This is a genomic window from Methylobacterium sp. NPDC080182 (genome assembly GCF_050281105.1).
In the GTDB taxonomy this organism is placed as follows: Bacteria; Pseudomonadota; Alphaproteobacteria; order Rhizobiales; family Beijerinckiaceae; genus Methylobacterium.
In genome coordinates, this window is the sequence record NZ_JBNNWO010000043.1 from 1 (window position 1) to 19,323 (window position 19,323).

The following is a 19,323-nucleotide window of genomic DNA, read 5'->3' on the forward strand; positions in this document are numbered from 1 at the left end:
TCAGCCTGCCCAACCTGGCAGCCTGATCAATCCGGCCCCGGCCGGTGATCGTGGTGGCCACGCCGAAGCTACACCACGCCAGGGGACACAACCTCTGCGACGGTCGCGATCGGCTCTCGCTCCACTAGCGTCGGGCAGCAGACAGGAGCCCGGTCATCCGCCAACGTCCACCGTGAGACGAAACCCATCTGCTCGGACGGGCCGCGCCGGATGGCGAGGTCGAAGGGCTCTAGGATGGCGTCCAGCGGGTCGTTCGAGGTGGTGAGACGGACCTCGATCCCTGGGTTCAGCCGCTGGAAGGCCGACAGTCGCGGGATGAGCCAGCGCAGGGTGAAGGTCGGTGTTGCGTTGATCCGCAGGAGTCGGGGTTCGCGCCGGGTTCGGTGCGCCGCCGTGGCGACCGAGAGCCGGTCCAACGCTGCGCTGACCTCAGGCAGGTAGGCCAGAGCGGTCGCAGTGAGTTCGATACGTCGGTTTAGCCGGCGGAACAGGGGTGTACCGAGGAAGTCCTCAAGGATGCGTACCTGCCGGCTCACCGCACCATGCGTGACGCCGAGTTCCTGCGCGGCGAGCGTGAGGCTGCCAAGCCGGGCCGCAGCCTCGAAGCTTCGCAGTGCGTTGAGCGGCGGCAGTCTGCGCATCCCGCGTCAGATTTCCTCGTATGACGCCGCAGCATTACTCGTTTGTCGGCCGATAGGCACGATCGCATACCGGCATCATGACGTCCGCCCTCGATCATGCGCGCTCCGCGCCCCCGGCCCCCCATCTCGGTGAGCTGTTCCTCGCTTTCGCGAAGATCTCGGTTTCCGCACTCGGCGGCGCACTGCCCTGGGCGCGCTACGTGCTCGTCGAGCGCCGAGGCTGGCTCACGCCGGACGGCTTCACCCGCACGCTCGCCCTATGCCAGTTCCTGCCCGGCCCCAACATCGTCAACCTCTGCATCGCGGTCGGCGCTCAGCTGCGCGGGCCATGGGGTGCCTGTATCAGCCTGCTCGGTCTCGTCCTGCCGGCCTTCGCCATCGTGCTCGGGTTCGGCGAACTATACCTGCGCTACGGCCACCTCAATGGCCTGCGTGGCACCTTCGCCGGCATCGCAGCCGGTGCAGCAGGCCTGATCGTGGCGATGACGGTGAAGGTCGCGCGACCGCTCCTCGCGGAGCGACCGCTTGCGACGCTGCCCTTCATGCTGATGGCCTTCATCGCCGTGGGCCTGCTGCGCTGGCCGCTCGTCTGGGTGCTGCTCGCCCTCGCGCCGCTCAGCATCGCGCTGACGGGGAGGACGGAGCGGTGAAGGGGGCGGGCGCACTCGCCACTCTCGCGCTGCACTTTTCCGGTCTCAGCCTGCTCGCCTTTGGCGGGGCGAACACGATCATCCCGGAGTTGCACCGGCAGGCAGTCGAGGTGACGGGCTGGATGAGCGAGGAGACCTTCGCCGACCTGTTCGCCATCGCGCAGGCCGCGCCCGGCCCGAACACGATGATCGTGACGCTGATCGGCTGGCAGGCGGCTGGACTCGCTGGCGCCGTGGTGGCGACGCTCGCGATCTGCCTGCCAGCGGCGCTGCTGACCTATGCCGTGCTGCACGCCTGGGAGCAGTTCGCGGACGCCCCCTGGCGCGAGGCGGTGCAGCGCGGGCTGACACCAGTGACGGTCGGCCTCGTAGCGGCGAGCGCCTACCTGCTCACCCGTGCCACCACGCACGGCTGGCCCGAGTTGGCGATCACCGCCGGGGTGGCAGCCCTGGCATCCATGACGCGGATCAATCCACTCTGGCCGCTCGGGGTGGCGGCCCTCGTTGGCTACGCCGGGCTGCTCTGACGGGGCGGCCCATCTTGTCGAGTACCGACCTGGCGCGGTAGACGTAAACCATCGACAGAGTGGCAACTAGGGTTCCGGGTGGCCGTCATGGTCACCGCTGGACCGAGCGTTGCAGACACCGTGGTCAATCCCACGGCGGCACCCGAGGGATAAAAGCCCAGAGGCGGAGACGTCGAGACCCACTCAGGCCCATCCCGGGCACGGAGGTCTCATGTCGTTCGCGCCGTTCGTCCTCGTCGTTTCCGCTGCCTTCATCCACGCCTTCTGGAACCTGCTCTCGAAGCGGTCCGCCGATGCCGGACCGAGCTTCGTCTTTGCCTACAACCTCATCTGCTGTGTGGCCTACGCCCCCTGGGTGGTTTGGCTAGGGCTGCACGATGAGATGCCGCGAACGTGGCCCGCTGCCATCGGCATCGTGCTCAGCGGCTTGGTTCACCTCGCCTACAGCCTCTGCCTCCAGCGCGGGTATCAAGTCGCCGACCTCTCGGTGGTCTACCCGACAGCGCGGGGTACGGGGCCGCTGCTCTCCTCCTTCAGCGCCTTTCTCCTGCTCGGCGAGAAGCCGACGTCGCTGAAGGTCATCGGTCTCTTCGGCGTCGTCGCCGGCATCGGCTTGATCGCGACGCAAGGTGATCTCACAGCATTTCGCCGCCCTGGCGGACAGGCAGGGGTACGCTGGGGGATTGGCACTGGGGCACTGATCGCCTCCTACACGGTTGTGGATGCCTACGTGGTCAAAGACCTCGGCGTGCATCCCGTCATTCTCGACTGGTGCTCGAACCTGCTGCGCTTCGTCCTGCTCGCGCCTCTCGTGCTGCGAAACCCCGACTTGGCTCTCGCGCGCATGGCGGGCCGCTGGCACCTCGTCGTCGCGGTCGGACTGCTCTCGCCACTCTCCTATATCTTCGTATTGCTCGCCCTCGACATGGGCGCGCCGCTCAGCGTGGTGGCCCCGGCCCGCGAGATGTCGATGATGGTCGGTGCTCTCCTCGGGATGCTCGTCCTCCATGAAGCAGTCGGACGCTGGCGGCTGGTCGGTTGCCTCGTGCTCGTACTCGGCGTCGTGCTGCTCCGCCGGAGCTGACTTGTGTGATCGGTCCGCGCGTTACTGCAAGAGCCCGGTGACCCGCTCGCATCGAGGAGACAGCCAGCGAAGTATTGCGAGTAGCAGCTTTCCGCCGTCGCCTTCCCAAAAGCTGCCGGACCGGTTTTCACCCTGAACGGCCCTTTCGTTGCCCACCTTTGGCAGCCAAATTAGATGAGTACCACCTGCGGTATTTCATTTTACTAGATGCGCTCCCCCGCCATCCGATACCTAAGCATATCCACAAAAGTCCTGGTCCGGAGCGGCATCACCGAACTTTCCGCCCACATTGCGTGAACAGGAATGGGGGGAGGCTCATGATCTGGCAATAAAAGCTCTAACAGGCCTTGGTCGATCTCCGGTCTGACTTGCCAAAGTGGCGCCAGACCGATGCCAACCCCTTGCAAGACGGCAGCATTGGCAGCAGCAGCATCATTGCACCGAAAACTTCCTTTGACGGAGATTTTTGTCACTACCGCTTTTTCAATTAGGGGCCATTCTCCGCCCTCCGGCCCAGATGTCCGTACTACACAAGAATGCCGTCGCAGGTCGTCTGGCTTCGCCGGTCGGCCGTGACGTTCAAGATACTGCGGCGTCGCGACAACTACGCGCCTGAGCTTTGCGAGCAGGCTCGACTTGAGCGACGACGAGGCGGGCTCGCCGATCCGCACGACGACGTCCAGCCTGTGCTCGAGAAGATCCATGAGAGCATCGGAGAGGACAAGATCGACTTTGACGCCGGTATGACGCTGCATGAAGGCGGTTGTTGTCGGGACCACGTACCGTGGGGCAAATTGGACGGACGCGCCCACTCGGAACAGGCCAGTGATCTCAGACGTGCCACGCATCACTTCGCTGCTGGCCTCATCAATCTCCCGCAGCGCAGTCCGAATGCGCTCGTAGAAGGCCATCCCAACAGACGTCGGCTGGAGGCGGCGCGTCGTCCGGTGGATCAACTCCGATCCTAGTTCCGCTTCGAGGCCGATGAGGGACCGACTGATGGTCTGAAGCGAGCAGTCCAGCTGGCGCGCTGCTCCGGTGAGGCTGCCTGCCTCGATGATCGCAACGTACGCACGGTATTGCTCCAGGCTCGCCATTCTCACTTTTTCCGAGAGTGTGCCTTCGACATGGGCCCAATTATCATCATTCGGATCTCAAGTACCGTACGGCTTTAGGTTTCAGGCGGAGGAACCGTTTTGCCCTTGAGAGCCAATCATAAACCGCAGCCCGAAGGTCGAGATATCGGGTCGCCGCCGGTCGCCCTCTTTGCGTTAGCCGTCGGGGTCGTGGTGCTATCGCTCTATGCCTCTCAGCCCCTTGTTGGGATCATTGGGCCAGAAATCGGCCTATCCCCCGTCACTTCGGGCCTAGCCACAACCTTGACGCTGCTCGGTTATTCAGCGGGTCTATTTCTCTTGGTCCCGTTGACGGATCTCTCGGAGAACCGAACTCTCATTCTCGCTACCCTTGCCGGCAACGTCTGCGCCCTCCTGACGCTGGCTGCCGCTCCCACTGCAGCTGTCTTTCTGAGCATGTCATTCCTCGTCGGCTTGTCGACGAGCGCAATCCAGATGCTCGTACCTATCGCCGCATCGCTGAGCTCCGAAGCACGGCGGGGGCGTGCCATTGGGAATGTGATGAGCGGTTTGATGCTCGGGATCCTCTTCTCGCGCCCACTGGCCAGTCTCGTTACGGAAGCTGCCGGTTGGCGGTTGCTCTACGCCATCCTGGCAGGAGCGGTCGCAGTGTTGGCGCTTGGTCTCGCGCGCTTCATCCCTACGATCCGGCCTGCGGGCAAATCGAGCTACATGCAGCTGATCGGATCTCTGGGATTGATCCTTAGGCAGGAACCGATCCTCAGGCATCGTGCCGCGACCCAGGCCATGTGCATGTGCGCCTTCGGCGTTTTCTGGACAGCCATCGCATTGCGTCTCGCTCAGCCTCCGATATCTCTCGGACAGATGGGTATGGCTCTCTTTGCATTCGCGGGGGCAGCAGGGGCGATCATCTCGCCGATCGCCGGCTGGGCGGGGGATCGCGGTGCTACCAGACCAGCGACGATGTTGGCGCATGCTTCGGTCATTGTCGCCATGATCCTTGCCTATTTCGGCGGTTGTGCTTTTACGGGAAACCGCGCAACATCGCTCGTAACTCTCCTGACCGCTGCCATTCTCCTAGATCTCGGCGTCATCGCCGACCAGACCTTAGGGCGTCGCGCGATCAACCTTCTCCGGCCCGAAGCGCGCGGCCGGATCAACGGGCTCTTCACTGGCCTGTTCTTCATTGGGGGGGCGGCCGGATCTGCCCTGTCGGGAGTTGCCTGGAGCATGTGGGGATGGGAAGGCGTCTGCGCCTCAGGGCTGACATTCGGGATCAGCGCGATCGTCATCTTCCTACTGGGCTACCGCGCTACAGAGGCCCGACCGTGACCGGCTCGCGCGTTTTGCAAGAGCCCGGCGGCGGCCAGCTCGCGCCCAGTGGACGGCGAGCGACGTATCTCGAGTGGCAGCTTTCAGCCGTTGCCTTCCCAAAAGCCTCCGGACTGGTTTCCACCCATCTGAGACGCTCGCGCAGACGGTCTATGGCGGCTGATGCTGGCCGTAAGCGGAATGGCTGGTTCGGAGCCGGGCCTCCGGAATAGCGGACGAGCTCCTACCGACCCAACTCGGTCGCCTGCACGGCGCTCAATTCTTCCCGGAAGCGGACGCTGTTCCCTCGTCTGACGCCTATGGATCAGGCTGGTTGAGTGACGTTCACTCGGCTACCTTCGAAGCCCTGAGAAGGTCCCTCGCGCATGAACGACGCCTCGTGGATCGACGCAACAGGCGCAGCGATGTGGGCGCTCGTGGAGCGGTACACCGGACAGGTGGGCTATAAGCGGGGAACCAAGGCGAGCGGGCTGAACGATCATCCTCCCGTCATCGACTGCTCGGGCTGGACCGCTCTGCTCCTGTCCGAAGGTATGGCTGCTGCGAACCTAAAAGCCGGACGCCTGCTCTTCAGCGAAGCAGACGTGGCGGCGATTCACACTTGGTCGGACCGCCTGATCGAAAACTTGGAACGACGCTCCGGCGTCATAATGACGGGTGACCATATCACCGTTGCGGAACTGCCGCCCTTTGCGACGATCGGCTTGCAGCAGGGCGGAGGTACATGGGCGAAGAACCACCCTCGCCCTCGTGGCATCACGCATGTTGTTCAAGTCGTCCATCGCCCCGGCGATCATGCACCGTATGTTTCGGAGGCGCAGGGTATGGCCGAGCCCTACGGCCTTCGGCTGGTGCCTTTAGCTGAGTGGATCGCAGGAACGCGGGACAATCTGAAGCCCGGCATGGCATGGGCAGTAGCCCCGTTCGCGGGATAGGACTTCGGCTGATGACAGAGGACCTTAGCGGGGGAGGTGCGGTGTCCGTTTCAACGTCCTGTTGATTGGGAAGCAGGCCGTCGCTAAGACAACCGCATCGTCAGAAGTCGATCGACGCAGAGAGCAGGAAAGTTCGCGGGGTGCCCTGGCTGAGAATGCCTCGGCCTGTCGACGCCCAGTAGTTGTTGCCGGTTGCGTTGACGACGTTCGCCCGAAGCGTCAGCGGTCGGTCCTGGAAGGTGGTAGCGTAGCGCAGGCCGACATCGAGTGTCGCCCAATCCGGGATCTTCTGGCTGTTGGCGAGGTCGTAGTACTGCGCCGACGTGTAGATCACCCGGCCGGTGACCGTCAGGCCTGGGATGAAGCCCGGCGGCAGGTCGTACTCGCCGTAGAGGTTGAGCTGCACGTCCGGCACGCCGACTGCGACGCGGCCGACGTTGCGGGGATCCTGGGCCCGCACCTGTACGCCGTCGAGTAGGCTGACGCCGCCGAGAACGCGAATGCCCGGCGCCGGTTCGCCAAATACGGTGAGCTCGACGCCGCTGTTGCGCTGGCGTCCGTCGACCGAGAACACGAGGGTGCGGGCGTCGAGGAAGCCGGACGGCTGCTCGATCTCGAAAGCCGCGAAGCCGACGCCGACGGCGCCGAAATCGTACTTGGCGCCGACTTCAGTCTGACGGGAGACGAACGCCGGGAAGGCCGCGCTGGCATTGACCGCATTCACAGGTGGGGCCGGCGAGGTCAGACCTTCGATGTAGTTGGCGTAGAGTGAGAGGCGCTCCCACGGCTTCACCACGAGGCCGACGCCCGGAGAGAAGGCGCCACTTTCGCTCGAGCCGGCCCGGAACCCTGTGACCGGGTTGTAGGAGTTCACATCGAGGCTCTGCCACCGGCCGCCAAGCGTGAGCAACACGCGGTCGTCGAAGATTGACAGGGTGTCGGCGATGGCGATGCTGCGGTTGATCCGGCTCGACGTGCGCGGCGTCGCATCCGACAGGCCGAGGGTCGAGCGCGGGGGGGCATAGACCGGAGCGTAGAGGTTCGAAACGATCGTCGCGCCGACATTCTGCGCCGGCGGCTGGGCGAGGTCCTGCCAGAACCCAACCGCGGCCAAGCCGAAGCTGTGCTTAATGGGTCCGGTCTCGACGGTGCCGCGCAGTCCCGCCTCCGCCGTCTGGTTGACGATGTGGAACGGCAGGAAGCTGACCGGGTCGCGATAATCACCCCGGGCGTTGAAGATGGTCAGGACACCGCCTAAGTACTCCTGACGGAAATTCGAGGCGCCGTAGGCGCCGTAGACGGTGAGATCGGGGGTGAGATCGTACTCGATCCGCGTGGCAAGCTGCTGGTTGGCGCTGTCGCGATACTCCCACGGCTGCTGCTGGTTCAGGGTCAGGTCCGGCGCGCGGGGGATGCGCACGCCTGCCGCCACGTTGCGGTTGCGCAGCGGCGAAGTGAAGTCGAGTTCCTGATATCCGAGATCGAGGCTCACCCGCAGGCGCTCGCCGCGATAGTCGAGGGCGAGAGCCGCGACGCCGAAATGGACGCTCTGGTTGTCGATTGGGGTGTTGCCGTTGTTGAAGGCCCCGTTGAAGCGGATGCCCCACTCCTTCGCGTCGCCGAAGCGGCGGCTCACATCGACGGCCTTGTAGACCTGGGCGTCCGAGCTGTAGCCGAGGGTGACGCGGTTGAGCGGCTCCTCACTGGCGCGCTTCGGGATCAGATTGATGATGCCGCCGATATTGCCGAAGGGCGGGACGCCCGACAGCAGCGTGGAGGGCCCGCGGAGCACCTCGACGCGCTCGATCGGCTCGATCGCCGGGTTGAAGGCATCGGCGACGCCGAACAGGCCGTTGAAGGCAATGTCCTGGGCGAAGACCGGAAAACCGCGGATGAAGAAGCCGAGGATGCCGGAGAAGGCCGGTACGTTGGTGCGGATGGACGGATCGTTGTTGGCGACGTCCTGAACGTTGCGGGCCTGCTGGTCACGGATGAGCTTATCCGTGTAGCTGGTCGAGCTGAAGGGCTGATCGAAGACGTTTCGGTTGCCGAGTAGCCCGAGCCGCGAGCCCGAGCCGACCACGCCCCCGGGATAGGCGGGCGGCGGCGGTCCAACGATCGCGGTCGAAGCGAGCGGAACGCTCCGTCCCTGACCTCGTGCCTCCACCGAGATTTCATCGAGCTGTACCTCCTGTGCGATGGCGTCAGACATGCCACCAATCGAGCCAAGAAGCGCAAGCCAAACGCCAAATTCTCGCCCCGTCTTAGGTACGGTGTAGCATATTTCCAGAAGCCGCATCTCAACACAACTCTAGATAGACTTAAGTTATTAAGAGGCTCTTATCTGAAAGTTCCTCGCGTTAGTTACTTGCCCAAATCGCGCAGCTAAGCAATGCGGAAATTTAATAAGAAATGAGAAATGGCGAGTCTGTTGCTCGAATGTTTCATTATTAAAATAGAATAATTATAAACACGCCAATCTTGCGATTAAAAATTTCGAACTACCACAGACTCGATCGCTACAATACAAATAACTTGCTTATATGGATCAAATTTCTATTCGCTATGAAGGATAAACATTCAGACACGGTAGTGGATCTTGTCTGCACGGTGGTGAGATACCATTCGGAAGGGATGTCCGCTTCGATGCCATCACGACTCAGAAGCAGATCGGCGGCAATCCACCCTGAACGGTCGTTCCGCGTCCGACCCAACCCAGCCGTTTAGACATCTGTCGGAGCATCTCGAAAGCCGACATTCGTCAATCGCCCGTCTGTTTCGGTTTGGGGTGATCTGCGAGTGTCTCTGCCAGAGGCTTAGCCATGACCATGGAGATATACCCCTCTAGTGGTCGATAGCCTCGCGCGAGGTAGAACCGCTCCGCCGTCTTCGTGCTCTCCAGCAGACACATCGCGACCCCATGTTGGGCGCTGACATCTTCCATCGCCTCAAGGAGCGCAGTGCTGACCCCTTGGTATCTAGCTTCCGGTGCGACGTAGTTGAGTAGGATTGTCCCCCCTCTATCGACCATACCCACACCGATGATCTCGGTCGCACGCTCGATCACGAGAAGCGATGCGCCGGGTTGGGCCAGCCAAGCGAGCCAACTGTCAGGGGTCTTATTGGCCGTCCATGCCGCGATGGTAGCCGGATCGCCGGCGTGGTCGGCATGGCAGAGTTCGGAGATTGACCGCCGGAGGACGCTGCTACCAGCCTCGGCATCTCTTGGTGTAGCAAGGCGCGTGTTCATGGCCCATTGTTTCTAGCTGATAGGCCACCCGCTAGCTATCCAACCCAGCCATTGAGGGCGCTACCTGTACTTCCACGAAGCAGACATCCCACTTGTTCTAATCGTCGTACCCATGGCAGCGCTTTCAACGCTAGTCATTCCATGTGACAATATTCGACCGGGCAAGATCCGAATGGTCAATCACCACGGAGGCGGCCTGCCTAGGTTTGCATTCTTCGAAATAGATCCTGTTGCCTGCGATGTAGCGTTGGTTTGATGTCGCTGCAGGATCGGGATCGCCGAACCCCGGACCTCGGCTTGCTCCCCTGGGGATGGTGACCTCGAACGGCGCATCAAGGAAGACCGTGAAGTCCCAGTAGCCGCGCAACTCCGGCCGATGCAGAAACAGTCCGTCGAATACAAGGATCGCGTCGTCGGACGCGATTTGCTCCTTTGCCTCGATCGGCCTGTCCGTTGCATGATCGAAAGCAGCGAACCTGAAGCGCCGGGGACCCTGCGCCGTCAGCGGTTGCAGCAGCACGCGTTGGAGAAGCGGGTAGTTGTAGGAATGGCGGTAGAAGCCTTCGGCCGACAATCGACCGAGATGGTAGCGAACTGAACGAGGATTGTGGAACCCATCTACCGAACTGCGGATGACCTCGCGTCCGCGTGCCCGCAGCGCGTCCCCAAGATCATCGGCGAAGGTCGTTTTGCCGACGCCGTCTACGCCGTCTACGCCCACCATGAGCCCGCGCTTCGGCTGAGCATCGAGGTGGGCTGCGATACGATCAACAGCTGTCACAATTGGACCTCCACGCGACACGGGACAATCAATTTCCATCGGACCCATTCCACCGCTCGCAGCGCCGGCTTTAGGCCAATCCTGCTTCGTAGCGTGCGGTCGTTTCTCTAGCCACAGCGTTCCTACGGCTTGCAACCCTAGCCAGACGTACCAGAGCCGTCGGGGCTCGCTAAAAGTTGACATCCGCCCGATGCCCTCGGCCTGGTATGAAAAAACTCTGTTACTTGCGGCAAAATATAAAGTGCTGTGGGGCACTTCGCAGAGGATACTAGCCTTGAACCCGGAAGTTAACATCAAGCGCTTGGGCCGGGATGATGCGGCCGCCTTCAAGGCAATCCGCTTGGAGGCACTGAAATCGGCACCGGAATTGCTGCGCAGCACATTCGAACTGGAAGATAAGCTAGACTTAGATTGGTTCGCTGGGCGACTTGCAGATGCTCACGTTCTAGGGGCTATCCGCAATAACCAACTTGTTGGAACAGCGGGATTTGCGGTTCAGCAGGGGCAGCCCAATCTTCATAAAGGCAGGTTATGGGGAATGTTCGTTCAGCCAAAGGTTAGAAATCTTGGCATTGGGCGACTTTTGCTAGGCGCTATTTTAGACGTTGCTCGCGGTAGTGTGGAGATAGTTCAGTTAAGCGTGGTCAAAGACAATTGTCCTGCGAAAAAGCTCTACGAAAGTTCCGGATTTCGAGAATTCGGCGTAGAATACAAGGCATCGAAGTATGGAAATACCTACTACGATGAAGCGCTTATGGTTATCGATTTTAGCTGTCGGTTAGACGTAGCCTAGTAGCTGCGAGCGGCTTCCGCGAATGCGTCCGCATCGAAGCATCCTCCGCCCCAAAGCGGACCGGCAGAAATCCACCCCGAGCGGTCCTTCCGCAAGCGACCCAACCAAGCCATCCACACCGCTGTCGAGGCTTCTCCAAAGCAGCCGTTCGGCTCGAACTCTAGATCGTTGTGGACCGCGGTTAGCCAGCTTGACGAGCGGCCATGATGGCAAAGGCACCGAGAACAGCCGCCGATGCTGCAACGGCAAACGCCAAGGCGAATGAACCTCCTTCTGTCCCGGTGCTCTCAACTGCGCCTAGCAACGCGATGCCGAGGGCGAAGCCGATCTGGCGAAGGGTCGATGAGAAGCTTGATGTCATCCCGGCCTGTGCGGCTGGTCCCGAAGCGATCAGAGCGCTGGAGACTTGCGCGTTGATTAAGCCGGCGCCGCTCGCGGCAACCAACATCGCGGTGAGCGTTTCGGCGAGGGGCCGGTGCCAATGGAGCATCAGGGCCAGCGCGGTCGTACCCGCCGCTAGAACCAAGAGACCAAAGGCGAAAAGCCTCGGCCATCCCCATAGGACGGCGAGGCGTGCACCGAGCGGTGGCAGCCCCAGCATCGGCATAGTCAGCGCGAGCATCGCCAACCCGATCGCCTCGGTGCTGATTGCATAGACGGCTTTGAGAGCTAACGGCAGGTAGACTAGGACGGACCAGTATCCGATTGAGAGGGCCACGAGCACGCAGGCAATGCCAAGAGGCTCGCGCCGCGTGACGAGTGCCGGATCAAGCATCGGGCGCGTTTGGCGGAATTGCCTGCGGACGAAAAGAAAGCCTAGGCCGAGGGCGCCGGACAGCAGCATGGCGCGGGTCAGGACCGAGGCGCTTCCATCCAGCAGGGCCAGCACACACGCGAGGAGGCTGCCGCTCAAGAGGGCGACCCCGGGAATGTCCAGGGGCCTGCCCTCGGGATCGAACGTCTCTGACACCCTCAGAGGAACAGTGCGCGCGACCGCAAGACAGATCGGCAAGTTGACGAGAAACACCGCTCGCCAGCCGAACGCGGCAGCGAGAAATCCTCCGAAACTCGGCCCCAGGACCATGGCGGCCCCGGTCGTCATGCCCAGCAGTCCGAAGGCTCGCGCCCGCTCAGTGGGACGCGGATAGGCTAAGGAAAGCGAGGCTAATGCCCCGGTGATGACGAAGGCTGCGGACGCTCCTTGCAATGCTCGCGCCGCGCAGAGTGTAGCCGAGCCCCCGGCGAAAGCGCAGCCGAGGGACGTGACGGCGAAAGCCATGTTGCCGGCCAGCAGTACACGGCGTCGGCCGTATCGGTCCGCCAGTGCCCCCGCGATCAGCAGCGTGCTCATGAAGGCCACGCTGTACGTCTCGGCGACCCAGGCGGCCGCCGCCACGTCGAGATCGAAGGCCGCGGCGATTGCCGGCAAGATGAGGGCCACCGCCGTTAGGTCGAGCTGAGGTAGGCAAGTGGCGATGGTCAGGGTCCGGGCGGTCCCCAGGGTAGGAGAAAGCCAGCCTAGAGGCTTTGCCTGCGAATGCGGTCCGGTGGATGCCATCCTCATGGCATGAGGCGAAGGCGGAGGCGAACCAACTTCCAACCCTTCACTCGGCCATGAATTTGGTTCATGCAGGCTCGATGCGTGGCTTACCCCCTTTCGACGCGCTGGTTGCCTTCGAGGCCGTGCTGCGACACGGCAGCATGACCCTGGCGGCGGCGGAACTCGGCGTGACACAGAGCGCTGTGAGCCATCGTCTGCGCCGGTTAGAGGCTTTCGTCGGGACGCCTCTGCTTCGACGCCTTCATCCCGGCCTCCAACCAACTGCGGCAGGGCTAGCCTTGGCCGAGGGCTTCGCGGAGGTTCTCGCTGGGATGGCGAGTTTGCGGACGCGCTGCCGTGCTGCGACGGGGCCTGAACGATTGCAAGTCGGCGTCGGGTCAGCGGTCGCTCAGTATTGGCTCGTCCGACGTTTGCCAGCCTTCATGGAGGCCCATCCCGACACCGACGTGGAACTGGTTCTGCTGCCGAACTGCGATGCGGTTCGGGCCGCCAGCCTGGATGTGCGCCTTCTCTGGCTGCCCGTCACGGAGGCTCGGGCGAGCAGCACTCGGTGTTTGCTCCCGCGTGAGACCGTCTTCCCGGTTTGCCGAACCGATCTGTTGAGCCGTGAGGTCGCCCGCGGCGACCTCACGGCGCTGCTGCGTCTCCCGTTGCTACACAAGGGGCAGGATGCCGGGCTCGGTGCGGCATCGGAATGGGCTTGGCGAACTTGGTTCGAGCGCTTGGGATATACAGTCCCTGTACCGCGGGGACTGCGTCTCGACGATATCGGACCGGCCATCGGCAGTGCGATCGAAGGCGCAGGCGCTGCTCTCGTTCGCTCTCTCCTCTGTGCGGATGCCCTTGCGGAAGGGCGCCTCAGCCGAGTGCTTCCTCCTGAGTGGGATATGCCCAGCGCCAAGGTTCAGGTCGCAACCTGGTCGGCGGCTCAGATTGGCAACGCCCGTGTCCGCGCCTTCGTGCGCTGGGTCGTCGAAGCCGCCGAAAGGAGTTCCGCCGCGTTGGCGCCGCTCGCTGCCGAGAGGCAGTCGCACCCGGCCGCAGCCAAGCCACACAACGAGTACCCGACTGTCGTGACGTGATAGCAACCTTCAGTCGCAAAAGCCCTTCGGTCCCCGTTTGCCACTGTCCGCTTTTCCACCCTTTTTCGCCGGAAGCAGACCGTCGCAAAACCACCCGATGCGGAACATCCGCTTTAGAGAAGGCTCACCTCAGAAGCGGACTGAATTATCCGATCTGGCACATAGTGATGTCTATGCCGTAACGCATCTGACTGCCCCTCCTGGATCGTCGCGATTATCACACGCGCTAAATCCCAGTTTGGCTGCCTCGTCGGCCAGCGCGACGACGGGCTGGCCTCCCGAGCCGCCGACCACGGTCGAGCCATGCGCCCCCTACCGGCGTTGCACAGCCTCCCGGAGGAGCGCGCCGAGGCGGGTGCCGTAGCGGACTAGCGCGTCGCTTGGGAGCGACGAGTACCCAATTACGATCCCGTTCAAGTCATCGGCCTCGCCGCGCTCGGTTGCGCTGGGCACGCTCACGATGTGTGCCGTCATGTCGTTCCGGGTGCACGCGTCTTTTAGTCGATTGACGCAGGTTCCCGCAGGCATCACCAGCAGGAAGTGAAAACCGCCGTGTCGTCCGAGCGCGTCGAGGGGGCCGCCGTATCCCTGGCAAAGGGCCTTGTAGACTAGCGCCGCCTTACGCTCGTAGATTGTCGTCAGCCTACGGATGTGCCGCCCGAGATGGCCCTCGCTGATGAAGCGACTGACGGCATGCTGTTCCAGTGCACTGTTGCTGCGCCCGGCCTCGAAGCGAACCGCACTCACAGCGTCCTTCAGCCGCTCCGGCACGACCATGTAGCCGATCCTCAGGGTCGGGAAGAGCAGCTTGTTGAAGCTGCCCGCGTAGATGACGCGATCGTCGGCATCCATCGCCTTCAGGGCCGGCAACCTCAGGGCATCGAACGCGAACTCGCTATCGTAATCGTCCTCGAACAGGTAGGCATCGGACCGCTGAGCCCAGGCCAACAAGCTTTCGCGCCGCTGGTAGGACAAGCGGACGCCGAGCGGAGACTGATGCGATGGGGTGACGATGCCCATCCTGGATCGCCGGGCGGTCTCGTCAGCGGCACCGAAGTCCCCGCCGTCCCGGTCAACCGGAAGCCCGATCGCCCGCATCCCGTTCAGCGCGATGAGTTGCGCGGCGCCGGCGTAACCGGGCTCCTCCATCCAGACCGGGCCATCGCGATCCCTAAGCGCCCTTAGGCATACGTCCAGGCTGTGCCTAATCCCGGTTGTGATGATGATCGAACCTGCCTCGCATCTGATCCCGCGGGAGGCACCGAGATAGATCGCAATCTGCTCGCGAAGGCCGGCATATCCATCGACGTCGATTGCGGACATAAGCTCTTCCGCCCCCTCGGCCAGGATCTGCCCGATGATCCTTTTCCAGATCTGGACCGGGAACTCCGCGACATCGGTTTCGCGCGATATGAACGGACGGTGGGCTTGGATCCTGTGACGAGCCGTCCGCACGTTCGGATCGACCAACGGCTCGTCGCGCACGGGAACCTCGACTGCCGGGTTCTGTTCGATGGCTCGGCGCACGTAGGTGCCCGACCCCTGCTTACTGTAGATGATGTCCTCCGCTTGCAGCGCCTCGTAGGCCGCGTTGATCAGCCCGCGACTGATGCCCCACTGCCGCGCCAGATCGCGACTGCTCGGGATCTGATCGCCGGGGCGGACACGCCCCTCCCGGATCGCTGAACGAAGCGCGTCGAGGACCCAGCGCCCCTTCGGCTGCTGGGCGCGAAGCGGCTCTACCGTCAGTGGCAGCGGGTTCGATACGCGCGCCATGAGAGGTCAAAGATCTCCAAGTGGTCCATCCGAGCCCAGCCTATGTGGCCCTTCAAATCTGGTGGCCACCATAGCAAGGCATCCAGCAATCTCCACGGCCGGCGCTCCCGTCTAGCGGCGCGGAACAAAGATCCACGGCCGATGATCGTGATTCAGGAAAACCTGAATTTTGGAACACGCGGCCGGTCAGCTCGCACCGAGCCGGTCAATTCAGCTCGAGTTTTTGGCATGGCAACCATACATCCATTGCTTCCGACACCACTTCATCGCCCGATCGCCGTCTTCGACGCCGGGATCGGAAGCTACGCGGCGGTCCGGGAGATCGGTCGGATCTTCCCGGCACAGGACATCGTCTACTTCGCCGACCGGGCCAGCTTTCCCTACGGAGACAAAAGCCGGTCCCATCTGCTCACGATCATGGAGCGGACGCTGGCGTTTCTGGACGGATTTGACCCAGCCGCGATCCTCATGGCGTCGAACGCGCCGTCCATCACGGTGCTCGACGCGCTGGCCGACCTAACCTCGACGCCCGTGTTCGGTGTGCGCCCGCCAATCGTTGCTGCCCTCGAACAAGCCGGGGACGGCGACGTCGTCGTGCTCGGCGTCAAGTCCATGACCGACAGTCCCGAACTGCGCGACTACGCGAGGCTGCACGCGCAGGATCTGATGGAGCGCGTCCATCTCGTGAACGCCTCCGCCCTCGTGGATCTCGTCGAGACCGGCGCCTTCCTGTTCGACGAAGCCGGTACGCAGGCCAAAGTCGACCGCTTCTTCGCGACGCTCGAGGCGACGATCCCGGCCATCGCCTGCGCGACGCTGTCGAGCACGCACCTGCCCTGGCTGAGGCGTTACATCGCGGACGCACGTCCGGGCATCAAACTATTCGATCCTCTCCAGGAAGTGATCTCGGGCCTGGACCGGATCTCGTCGGCGGGATCGGGCAGGATCCTGGGCCTTGTCACGGAAGACGAGAACCTGTCGGCCGAAGATTTCTCGAGAATGTTTCAGAAATTGGGCATCTCGATGCCGCTGCACGTCGTGCAATTCTAATTTTTAGAACGTGAACGCCATATCATACGAGAGATCGAGAGTTTGATGACCCTCATGAGCACCGCAAAAACAATAATCTTGGTAATCGTCTGTGCGCTTATCTCAACGATGGCTGCGCACGCGGAACCGTTGACGGGGACTGCCAAGAAAATCAGCGACCAGAACGCCATCGCTGTGGGCTACCGCGAAACGTCAATCCCGATGTCGTATCTCGGCGCCGACCTGAAGCCGATAGGCTACGCGATCGAGATCTGCTCCGAGATCATCGATTACCTGCGGGTGAAGCTTCAGCGACCGAAGCTTGAGATCCGCTACGTTCCGGTAACGTCGGCCACGCGAGTGCCGCTGGTGGCGAACGGAACCATCGACCTGGAGTGCGGCTCGACGACCAACAACGAAGATCGACAGAAGCAGGTCGCGTTCTCTGAAACGTATTTCCTGACCGCAGCCCGGTTCGCGCACAAGAATACGGTCCCGTTGGATCGCCTCGAAGACTTGAGAGACGCCACCGTCGTCTCGACTGCCGGGACGACCAACATCAAGGAACTGCACCGGCTTAACAAGGACGCAGGCCTGAACCTGACCATCCTTACGGCGAGCGACCACGCGGAAGCGTTTCTGAACTTGGACAGCGGCCGCGCAAAGGCGTTCTTCATGGACGACATCGTGCTGGCTGGGCTCATCGCCAACGCGAAGGACCCGTCGGCCTTTGAGATCTCTAAGGCGGCGTATTCCCACCCCGAGCCCCTGGCCGTCGTGTTCAGGAGGGACGACCAGCAGTTCAAGTGGCTGGTCGACGAGGCGACGAGGGCGCTGTACCCGACCGAGAAGATGCTCGCCATCTACCACCGCTGGTTCGAGAGCGCGCTCCCGCCCCGCGGCACAAACCTTCAGATCCCCCTGTCCGAGCCCCTGCGCCGGGCCTTCAAGAACCCAACATCGTCGGCCAAGCCCGACGCCTACGAGTAGAACGGACGAAGGGTCGGCGCCGCGACCGTGCTCGGCACCAACGTTCGATAGCAGCTTACAAATCCGTGATGACCGGGGAGGTGCCTCGCTGGAGGCGGAGTCGCGGGAGCGCGGGGAAGTCGCCCTCAACGGCATCGAGCCGGAGGGCTGCGGTCGGGGTGGAGGACGCTCCACCCGCGGGTAGCGCGTCGGCAATCCCGACCGCTCGTCAACGATGAGGCGATCCATGCAGTACGAACCAATCCTCGGGATCATCGGCAACGTCGGCCCCGAAGCGGACGAGTTCCTCCAGAAGCTGATCCGGTTGCGCGCGATCCGGGAGGGCGCCACACGCGACCAGGACTTCCTGCCGATGCTCGTTGTCAAAAATCCTCTCATCACGGATCGGACGTCCGCGATCTTCGACGATGGACCGTCCCCAACTATCGGCATCGTCGAGAGCTGCCGCGTGTTGGAGAAGGCCGGCTGCTTCCTGGCAGCGCTTCCATCTAACACGTCTCACTACTTCCGCGCCGACTACCAATCGCGGACGGCGGTTTACGTCATCGACATCATCGCCAGCACCCTGCGGTCGTTGCATGCCGGCGATTGCACCACTGTCGGCCTGCTCGGAACGACGCCGACGATCAGGACGGGCGTCTTTCTGAATCACGCGGAGGCAGGCGATCTGACATTCGTCGCGCCAGCCGATCGAGATCAGGAGCGGCTGATCCAATCCGCGATCTACGGAAGCCGAGAGGACGGGCGGGCTCACACCGAACGGCGGAGCGACGGGCTCAAGGCGGGCCGGCACGACATCGCGCTTGACAAGATTCTTCAAGCCGTCGATCGCCTGACGCACGAAGGAGTCGACACGTTCGTCTGCGCCTGCACAGAGATTTCCCTCATCGGTGAGACACTGCGCCGTCAAAGACCGTCACTGCGCTTCATCGATCCGATGGAATGCCTCGCGGATGACTGCTTCGACATCTCGACGCTGGTCATACAGCTGAAAACTCGTTCGCGGGCATTCGATGATCTCAACGTCAAAGATATTCTGAAAATCCATTCCCACGAGCAGATTGCTAAATACGTCAGCCACAAGGCTCATGTGAACGCACAGGCTGGACCTCTCATAGCGACGGATGTCCGCTATCAGGCTCCACGAACAGTGCCCTGAACGTCTCAGTAGGGCCCAGGCCGTGTCAAAACGCCGGGTATGGGTTTTGTGCTGGGGTGCCGCCCCAATCTTGCGAGAATGGGCGGTCCATCGCTTGGAGCGATCTTTTGTGGCCGTGTGACGATCTGTTTGAGATGAAGGCGCTGTTGAACGGCTATTTAGCCTCTCAGTGAGTAATCCAAGGCCCTCGCTCAGGCGGGGATCGCTGCCAGGAGCTTTCGGCTTCCCATAAGGTTGAGAACGCGCGTCAGATTGTAGGCCAGGACCTGGAGTGCCATCTCGATCGAGACGCGCGGCAAGGTCTTGGTCAAGAAGTGCGTCGCCCCCATCCGCGCCTTCAGCGTGCCGAAGGGGTGCTCGACCGTCTCGCGCCGGACCCGCATGGCCAGCGGATCGCTGTCCAACCGGCGCTGCACGGCCTCCAGCACGTCCTCGTGCTCCCACCGGGTCACCCGGCGCTCCTTGCCTGTCGTGCAGGCTCCCTTCATCGCGCAGGCCGAGCAGACATTCGTCCAGTACCGATGCAGGGTCAGGCCATTCTCGACCGAGGTGTAGCGATGGAAGAGCGTCTGACCCGCCGGACATCGGTAGGTATTGTCCTGACGACGGTAGAGGAAATCATCCTTGCCGAAGCGC

Annotated in this window: 18 protein-coding genes; 10 read left to right on the plus strand and 8 right to left on the minus strand. The window is 62.5% G+C overall.

The window, feature by feature from the left end; translation table 11 throughout:
* Positions 1–68: 68 nt before the first annotated feature.
* Positions 69–641, minus strand: coding sequence for a LysR family transcriptional regulator (locus tag ACQKQD_RS33380; protein ID WP_427510888.1), 573 nt, complete (start codon positions 639–641; stop codon positions 69–71).
* Between the two features lie 77 nt (positions 642–718).
* Between ACQKQD_RS33380 and ACQKQD_RS33385 the strand changes: the two genes are divergently transcribed.
* The 3 genes from ACQKQD_RS33385 to ACQKQD_RS33395 all read left to right on the plus strand — a co-directional run bounded on the left by ACQKQD_RS33385 (position 719) and on the right by ACQKQD_RS33395 (position 2,902).
* Entirely contained in the window at positions 719–1,291 is a 573-nt protein-coding gene (locus tag ACQKQD_RS33385; protein ID WP_427510889.1) for a chromate transporter, read from the plus strand.
* Positions 1,288–1,818, plus strand: coding sequence for a chromate transporter (locus ACQKQD_RS33390; protein WP_427510890.1), 531 nt, complete (start codon positions 1,288–1,290; stop codon positions 1,816–1,818). Before ACQKQD_RS33385 ends, ACQKQD_RS33390 begins: the two co-directional genes overlap by 4 nt.
* A 211-nt stretch (positions 1,819–2,029) precedes the next feature.
* Positions 2,030–2,902, plus strand: a complete 873-nt coding sequence (locus tag ACQKQD_RS33395) for an EamA family transporter (protein WP_427510891.1) — start codon at positions 2,030–2,032, stop codon at positions 2,900–2,902.
* A 203-nt stretch (positions 2,903–3,105) separates the two neighbouring features.
* Here ACQKQD_RS33395 and ACQKQD_RS33400 read toward each other — a convergent pair whose 3' ends face one another.
* Complete coding sequence (locus ACQKQD_RS33400; protein ID WP_427510892.1) at positions 3,106–3,999, minus strand: LysR family transcriptional regulator; 894 nt, start codon at positions 3,997–3,999, stop codon at positions 3,106–3,108.
* A 105-nt stretch (positions 4,000–4,104) separates the two neighbouring features.
* Here ACQKQD_RS33400 and ACQKQD_RS33405 point away from each other — a divergent pair, with 105 nt between their 5' ends.
* Both ACQKQD_RS33405 and ACQKQD_RS33410 read left to right on the plus strand, forming a co-directional pair.
* Positions 4,105–5,331 carry an MFS transporter gene (locus ACQKQD_RS33405; RefSeq protein ID WP_427510893.1) on the plus strand — a complete coding sequence of 409 codons (1,227 nt, stop codon included), beginning with the start codon at positions 4,105–4,107 and terminating at the stop codon, positions 5,329–5,331.
* A 365-nt stretch (positions 5,332–5,696) separates the two neighbouring features.
* Positions 5,697–6,266: a hypothetical protein gene (locus tag ACQKQD_RS33410; protein WP_427510894.1), complete on the plus strand. Its 570-nt coding sequence runs from the start codon at positions 5,697–5,699 to the stop codon at positions 6,264–6,266.
* A gap of 100 nt (positions 6,267–6,366) precedes the next feature.
* Here the strand turns inward: ACQKQD_RS33410 and ACQKQD_RS33415 are convergent, their stop codons facing one another.
* The 3 genes from ACQKQD_RS33415 to ACQKQD_RS33425 all read right to left on the minus strand — a co-directional run bounded on the left by ACQKQD_RS33415 (position 6,367) and on the right by ACQKQD_RS33425 (position 10,297).
* Positions 6,367–8,478: a TonB-dependent receptor gene (locus tag ACQKQD_RS33415; protein ID WP_427510895.1), complete on the minus strand. Its 2,112-nt coding sequence runs from the start codon at positions 8,476–8,478 to the stop codon at positions 6,367–6,369.
* A 549-nt stretch (positions 8,479–9,027) separates the two neighbouring features.
* The gene (locus tag ACQKQD_RS33420; protein ID WP_427510896.1) at positions 9,028–9,516 is read right to left on the minus strand and encodes a GNAT family N-acetyltransferase; all 489 of its coding nucleotides are present in this window, start codon (positions 9,514–9,516) and stop codon (positions 9,028–9,030) included.
* Positions 9,517–9,646: 130 nt separating this feature from the next.
* Complete coding sequence (locus ACQKQD_RS33425) at positions 9,647–10,297, minus strand: uridine kinase (RefSeq protein ID WP_427510897.1); 651 nt, start codon at positions 10,295–10,297, stop codon at positions 9,647–9,649.
* 274 nt (positions 10,298–10,571) lie between these two features.
* Between ACQKQD_RS33425 and ACQKQD_RS33430 the strand changes: the two genes are divergently transcribed.
* A complete protein-coding gene (locus ACQKQD_RS33430; protein WP_427510898.1) occupies positions 10,572–11,090 on the plus strand; it encodes an N-acetyltransferase family protein in 519 nt (172 codons plus the stop codon).
* 181 nt (positions 11,091–11,271) lie between these two features.
* Here the strand turns inward: ACQKQD_RS33430 and ACQKQD_RS33435 are convergent, their stop codons facing one another.
* Positions 11,272–12,654, minus strand: a complete 1,383-nt coding sequence (locus tag ACQKQD_RS33435; protein ID WP_427510899.1) for an MFS transporter — start codon at positions 12,652–12,654, stop codon at positions 11,272–11,274.
* A gap of 74 nt (positions 12,655–12,728) precedes the next feature.
* Here ACQKQD_RS33435 and ACQKQD_RS33440 point away from each other — a divergent pair, with 74 nt between their 5' ends.
* The gene (locus ACQKQD_RS33440) at positions 12,729–13,733 is read left to right on the plus strand and encodes a LysR substrate-binding domain-containing protein (protein WP_427510900.1); all 1,005 of its coding nucleotides are present in this window, start codon (positions 12,729–12,731) and stop codon (positions 13,731–13,733) included.
* A 312-nt stretch (positions 13,734–14,045) separates the two neighbouring features.
* Here ACQKQD_RS33440 and ACQKQD_RS33445 read toward each other — a convergent pair whose 3' ends face one another.
* Positions 14,046–15,509 carry a PLP-dependent aminotransferase family protein gene (locus tag ACQKQD_RS33445; protein WP_427510901.1) on the minus strand — a complete coding sequence of 488 codons (1,464 nt, stop codon included), beginning with the start codon at positions 15,507–15,509 and terminating at the stop codon, positions 14,046–14,048.
* Positions 15,510–15,650: 141 nt separating this feature from the next.
* Here ACQKQD_RS33445 and ACQKQD_RS33450 point away from each other — a divergent pair, with 141 nt between their 5' ends.
* The 3 genes from ACQKQD_RS33450 (at position 15,651) to ACQKQD_RS33460 (ending at position 18,687) form a co-directional block, all read left to right on the plus strand.
* Positions 15,651–16,559 (plus strand): glutamate racemase, encoded by a 909-nt coding sequence (locus tag ACQKQD_RS33450; RefSeq protein ID WP_427510902.1) that lies wholly within the window; start codon positions 15,651–15,653, stop codon positions 16,557–16,559.
* Between the two features lie 54 nt (positions 16,560–16,613).
* Positions 16,614–17,528, plus strand: coding sequence for an amino acid ABC transporter substrate-binding protein (locus ACQKQD_RS33455; protein ID WP_427510905.1), 915 nt, complete (start codon positions 16,614–16,616; stop codon positions 17,526–17,528).
* Positions 17,529–17,754: 226 nt separating this feature from the next.
* Entirely contained in the window at positions 17,755–18,687 is a 933-nt protein-coding gene (locus ACQKQD_RS33460) for an aspartate/glutamate racemase family protein (RefSeq protein ID WP_427510903.1), read from the plus strand.
* Positions 18,688–18,878: 191 nt separating this feature from the next.
* Here the strand turns inward: ACQKQD_RS33460 and ACQKQD_RS33465 are convergent.
* Positions 18,879–19,323, minus strand: a 445-nt coding sequence (locus tag ACQKQD_RS33465; RefSeq protein ID WP_427510904.1) for a transposase, incomplete at its 5' end; no start/stop codon positions are given.

What these genes read in the sequence shown, in the direction of transcription:
- ACQKQD_RS33380 (WP_427510888.1), bottom strand. Translation starts at nt 641, where the DNA reads ATGCGCAGACTGCCGCCGCTCAACGCACTGCGAAGCTTCGAGGCTGCG.
- ACQKQD_RS33385 (WP_427510889.1), top strand. Translation starts at nt 719, where the DNA reads ATGACGTCCGCCCTCGATCATGCGCGCTCCGCGCCCCCGGCCCCCCAT.
- ACQKQD_RS33395 (WP_427510891.1), top strand. Translation starts at nt 2,030, where the DNA reads ATGTCGTTCGCGCCGTTCGTCCTCGTCGTTTCCGCTGCCTTCATCCAC.
- ACQKQD_RS33400 (WP_427510892.1), bottom strand. Translation starts at nt 3,999, where the DNA reads ATGGCGAGCCTGGAGCAATACCGTGCGTACGTTGCGATCATCGAGGCA.
- ACQKQD_RS33410 (WP_427510894.1), top strand. Translation starts at nt 5,697, where the DNA reads ATGAACGACGCCTCGTGGATCGACGCAACAGGCGCAGCGATGTGGGCG.
- ACQKQD_RS33415 (WP_427510895.1), bottom strand. Translation starts at nt 8,478, where the DNA reads ATGTCTGACGCCATCGCACAGGAGGTACAGCTCGATGAAATCTCGGTG.
- ACQKQD_RS33420 (WP_427510896.1), bottom strand. Translation starts at nt 9,516, where the DNA reads ATGAACACGCGCCTTGCTACACCAAGAGATGCCGAGGCTGGTAGCAGC.
- ACQKQD_RS33435 (WP_427510899.1), bottom strand. Translation starts at nt 12,654, where the DNA reads ATGAGGATGGCATCCACCGGACCGCATTCGCAGGCAAAGCCTCTAGGC.
- ACQKQD_RS33440 (WP_427510900.1), top strand. Translation starts at nt 12,729, where the DNA reads ATGCGTGGCTTACCCCCTTTCGACGCGCTGGTTGCCTTCGAGGCCGTG.
- ACQKQD_RS33445 (WP_427510901.1), bottom strand. Translation starts at nt 15,509, where the DNA reads ATGGCGCGCGTATCGAACCCGCTGCCACTGACGGTAGAGCCGCTTCGC.
- ACQKQD_RS33450 (WP_427510902.1), top strand. Translation starts at nt 15,651, where the DNA reads ATGATCGTGATTCAGGAAAACCTGAATTTTGGAACACGCGGCCGGTCA.
- ACQKQD_RS33455 (WP_427510905.1), top strand. Translation starts at nt 16,614, where the DNA reads ATGAGCACCGCAAAAACAATAATCTTGGTAATCGTCTGTGCGCTTATC.
- ACQKQD_RS33460 (WP_427510903.1), top strand. Translation starts at nt 17,755, where the DNA reads ATGCAGTACGAACCAATCCTCGGGATCATCGGCAACGTCGGCCCCGAA.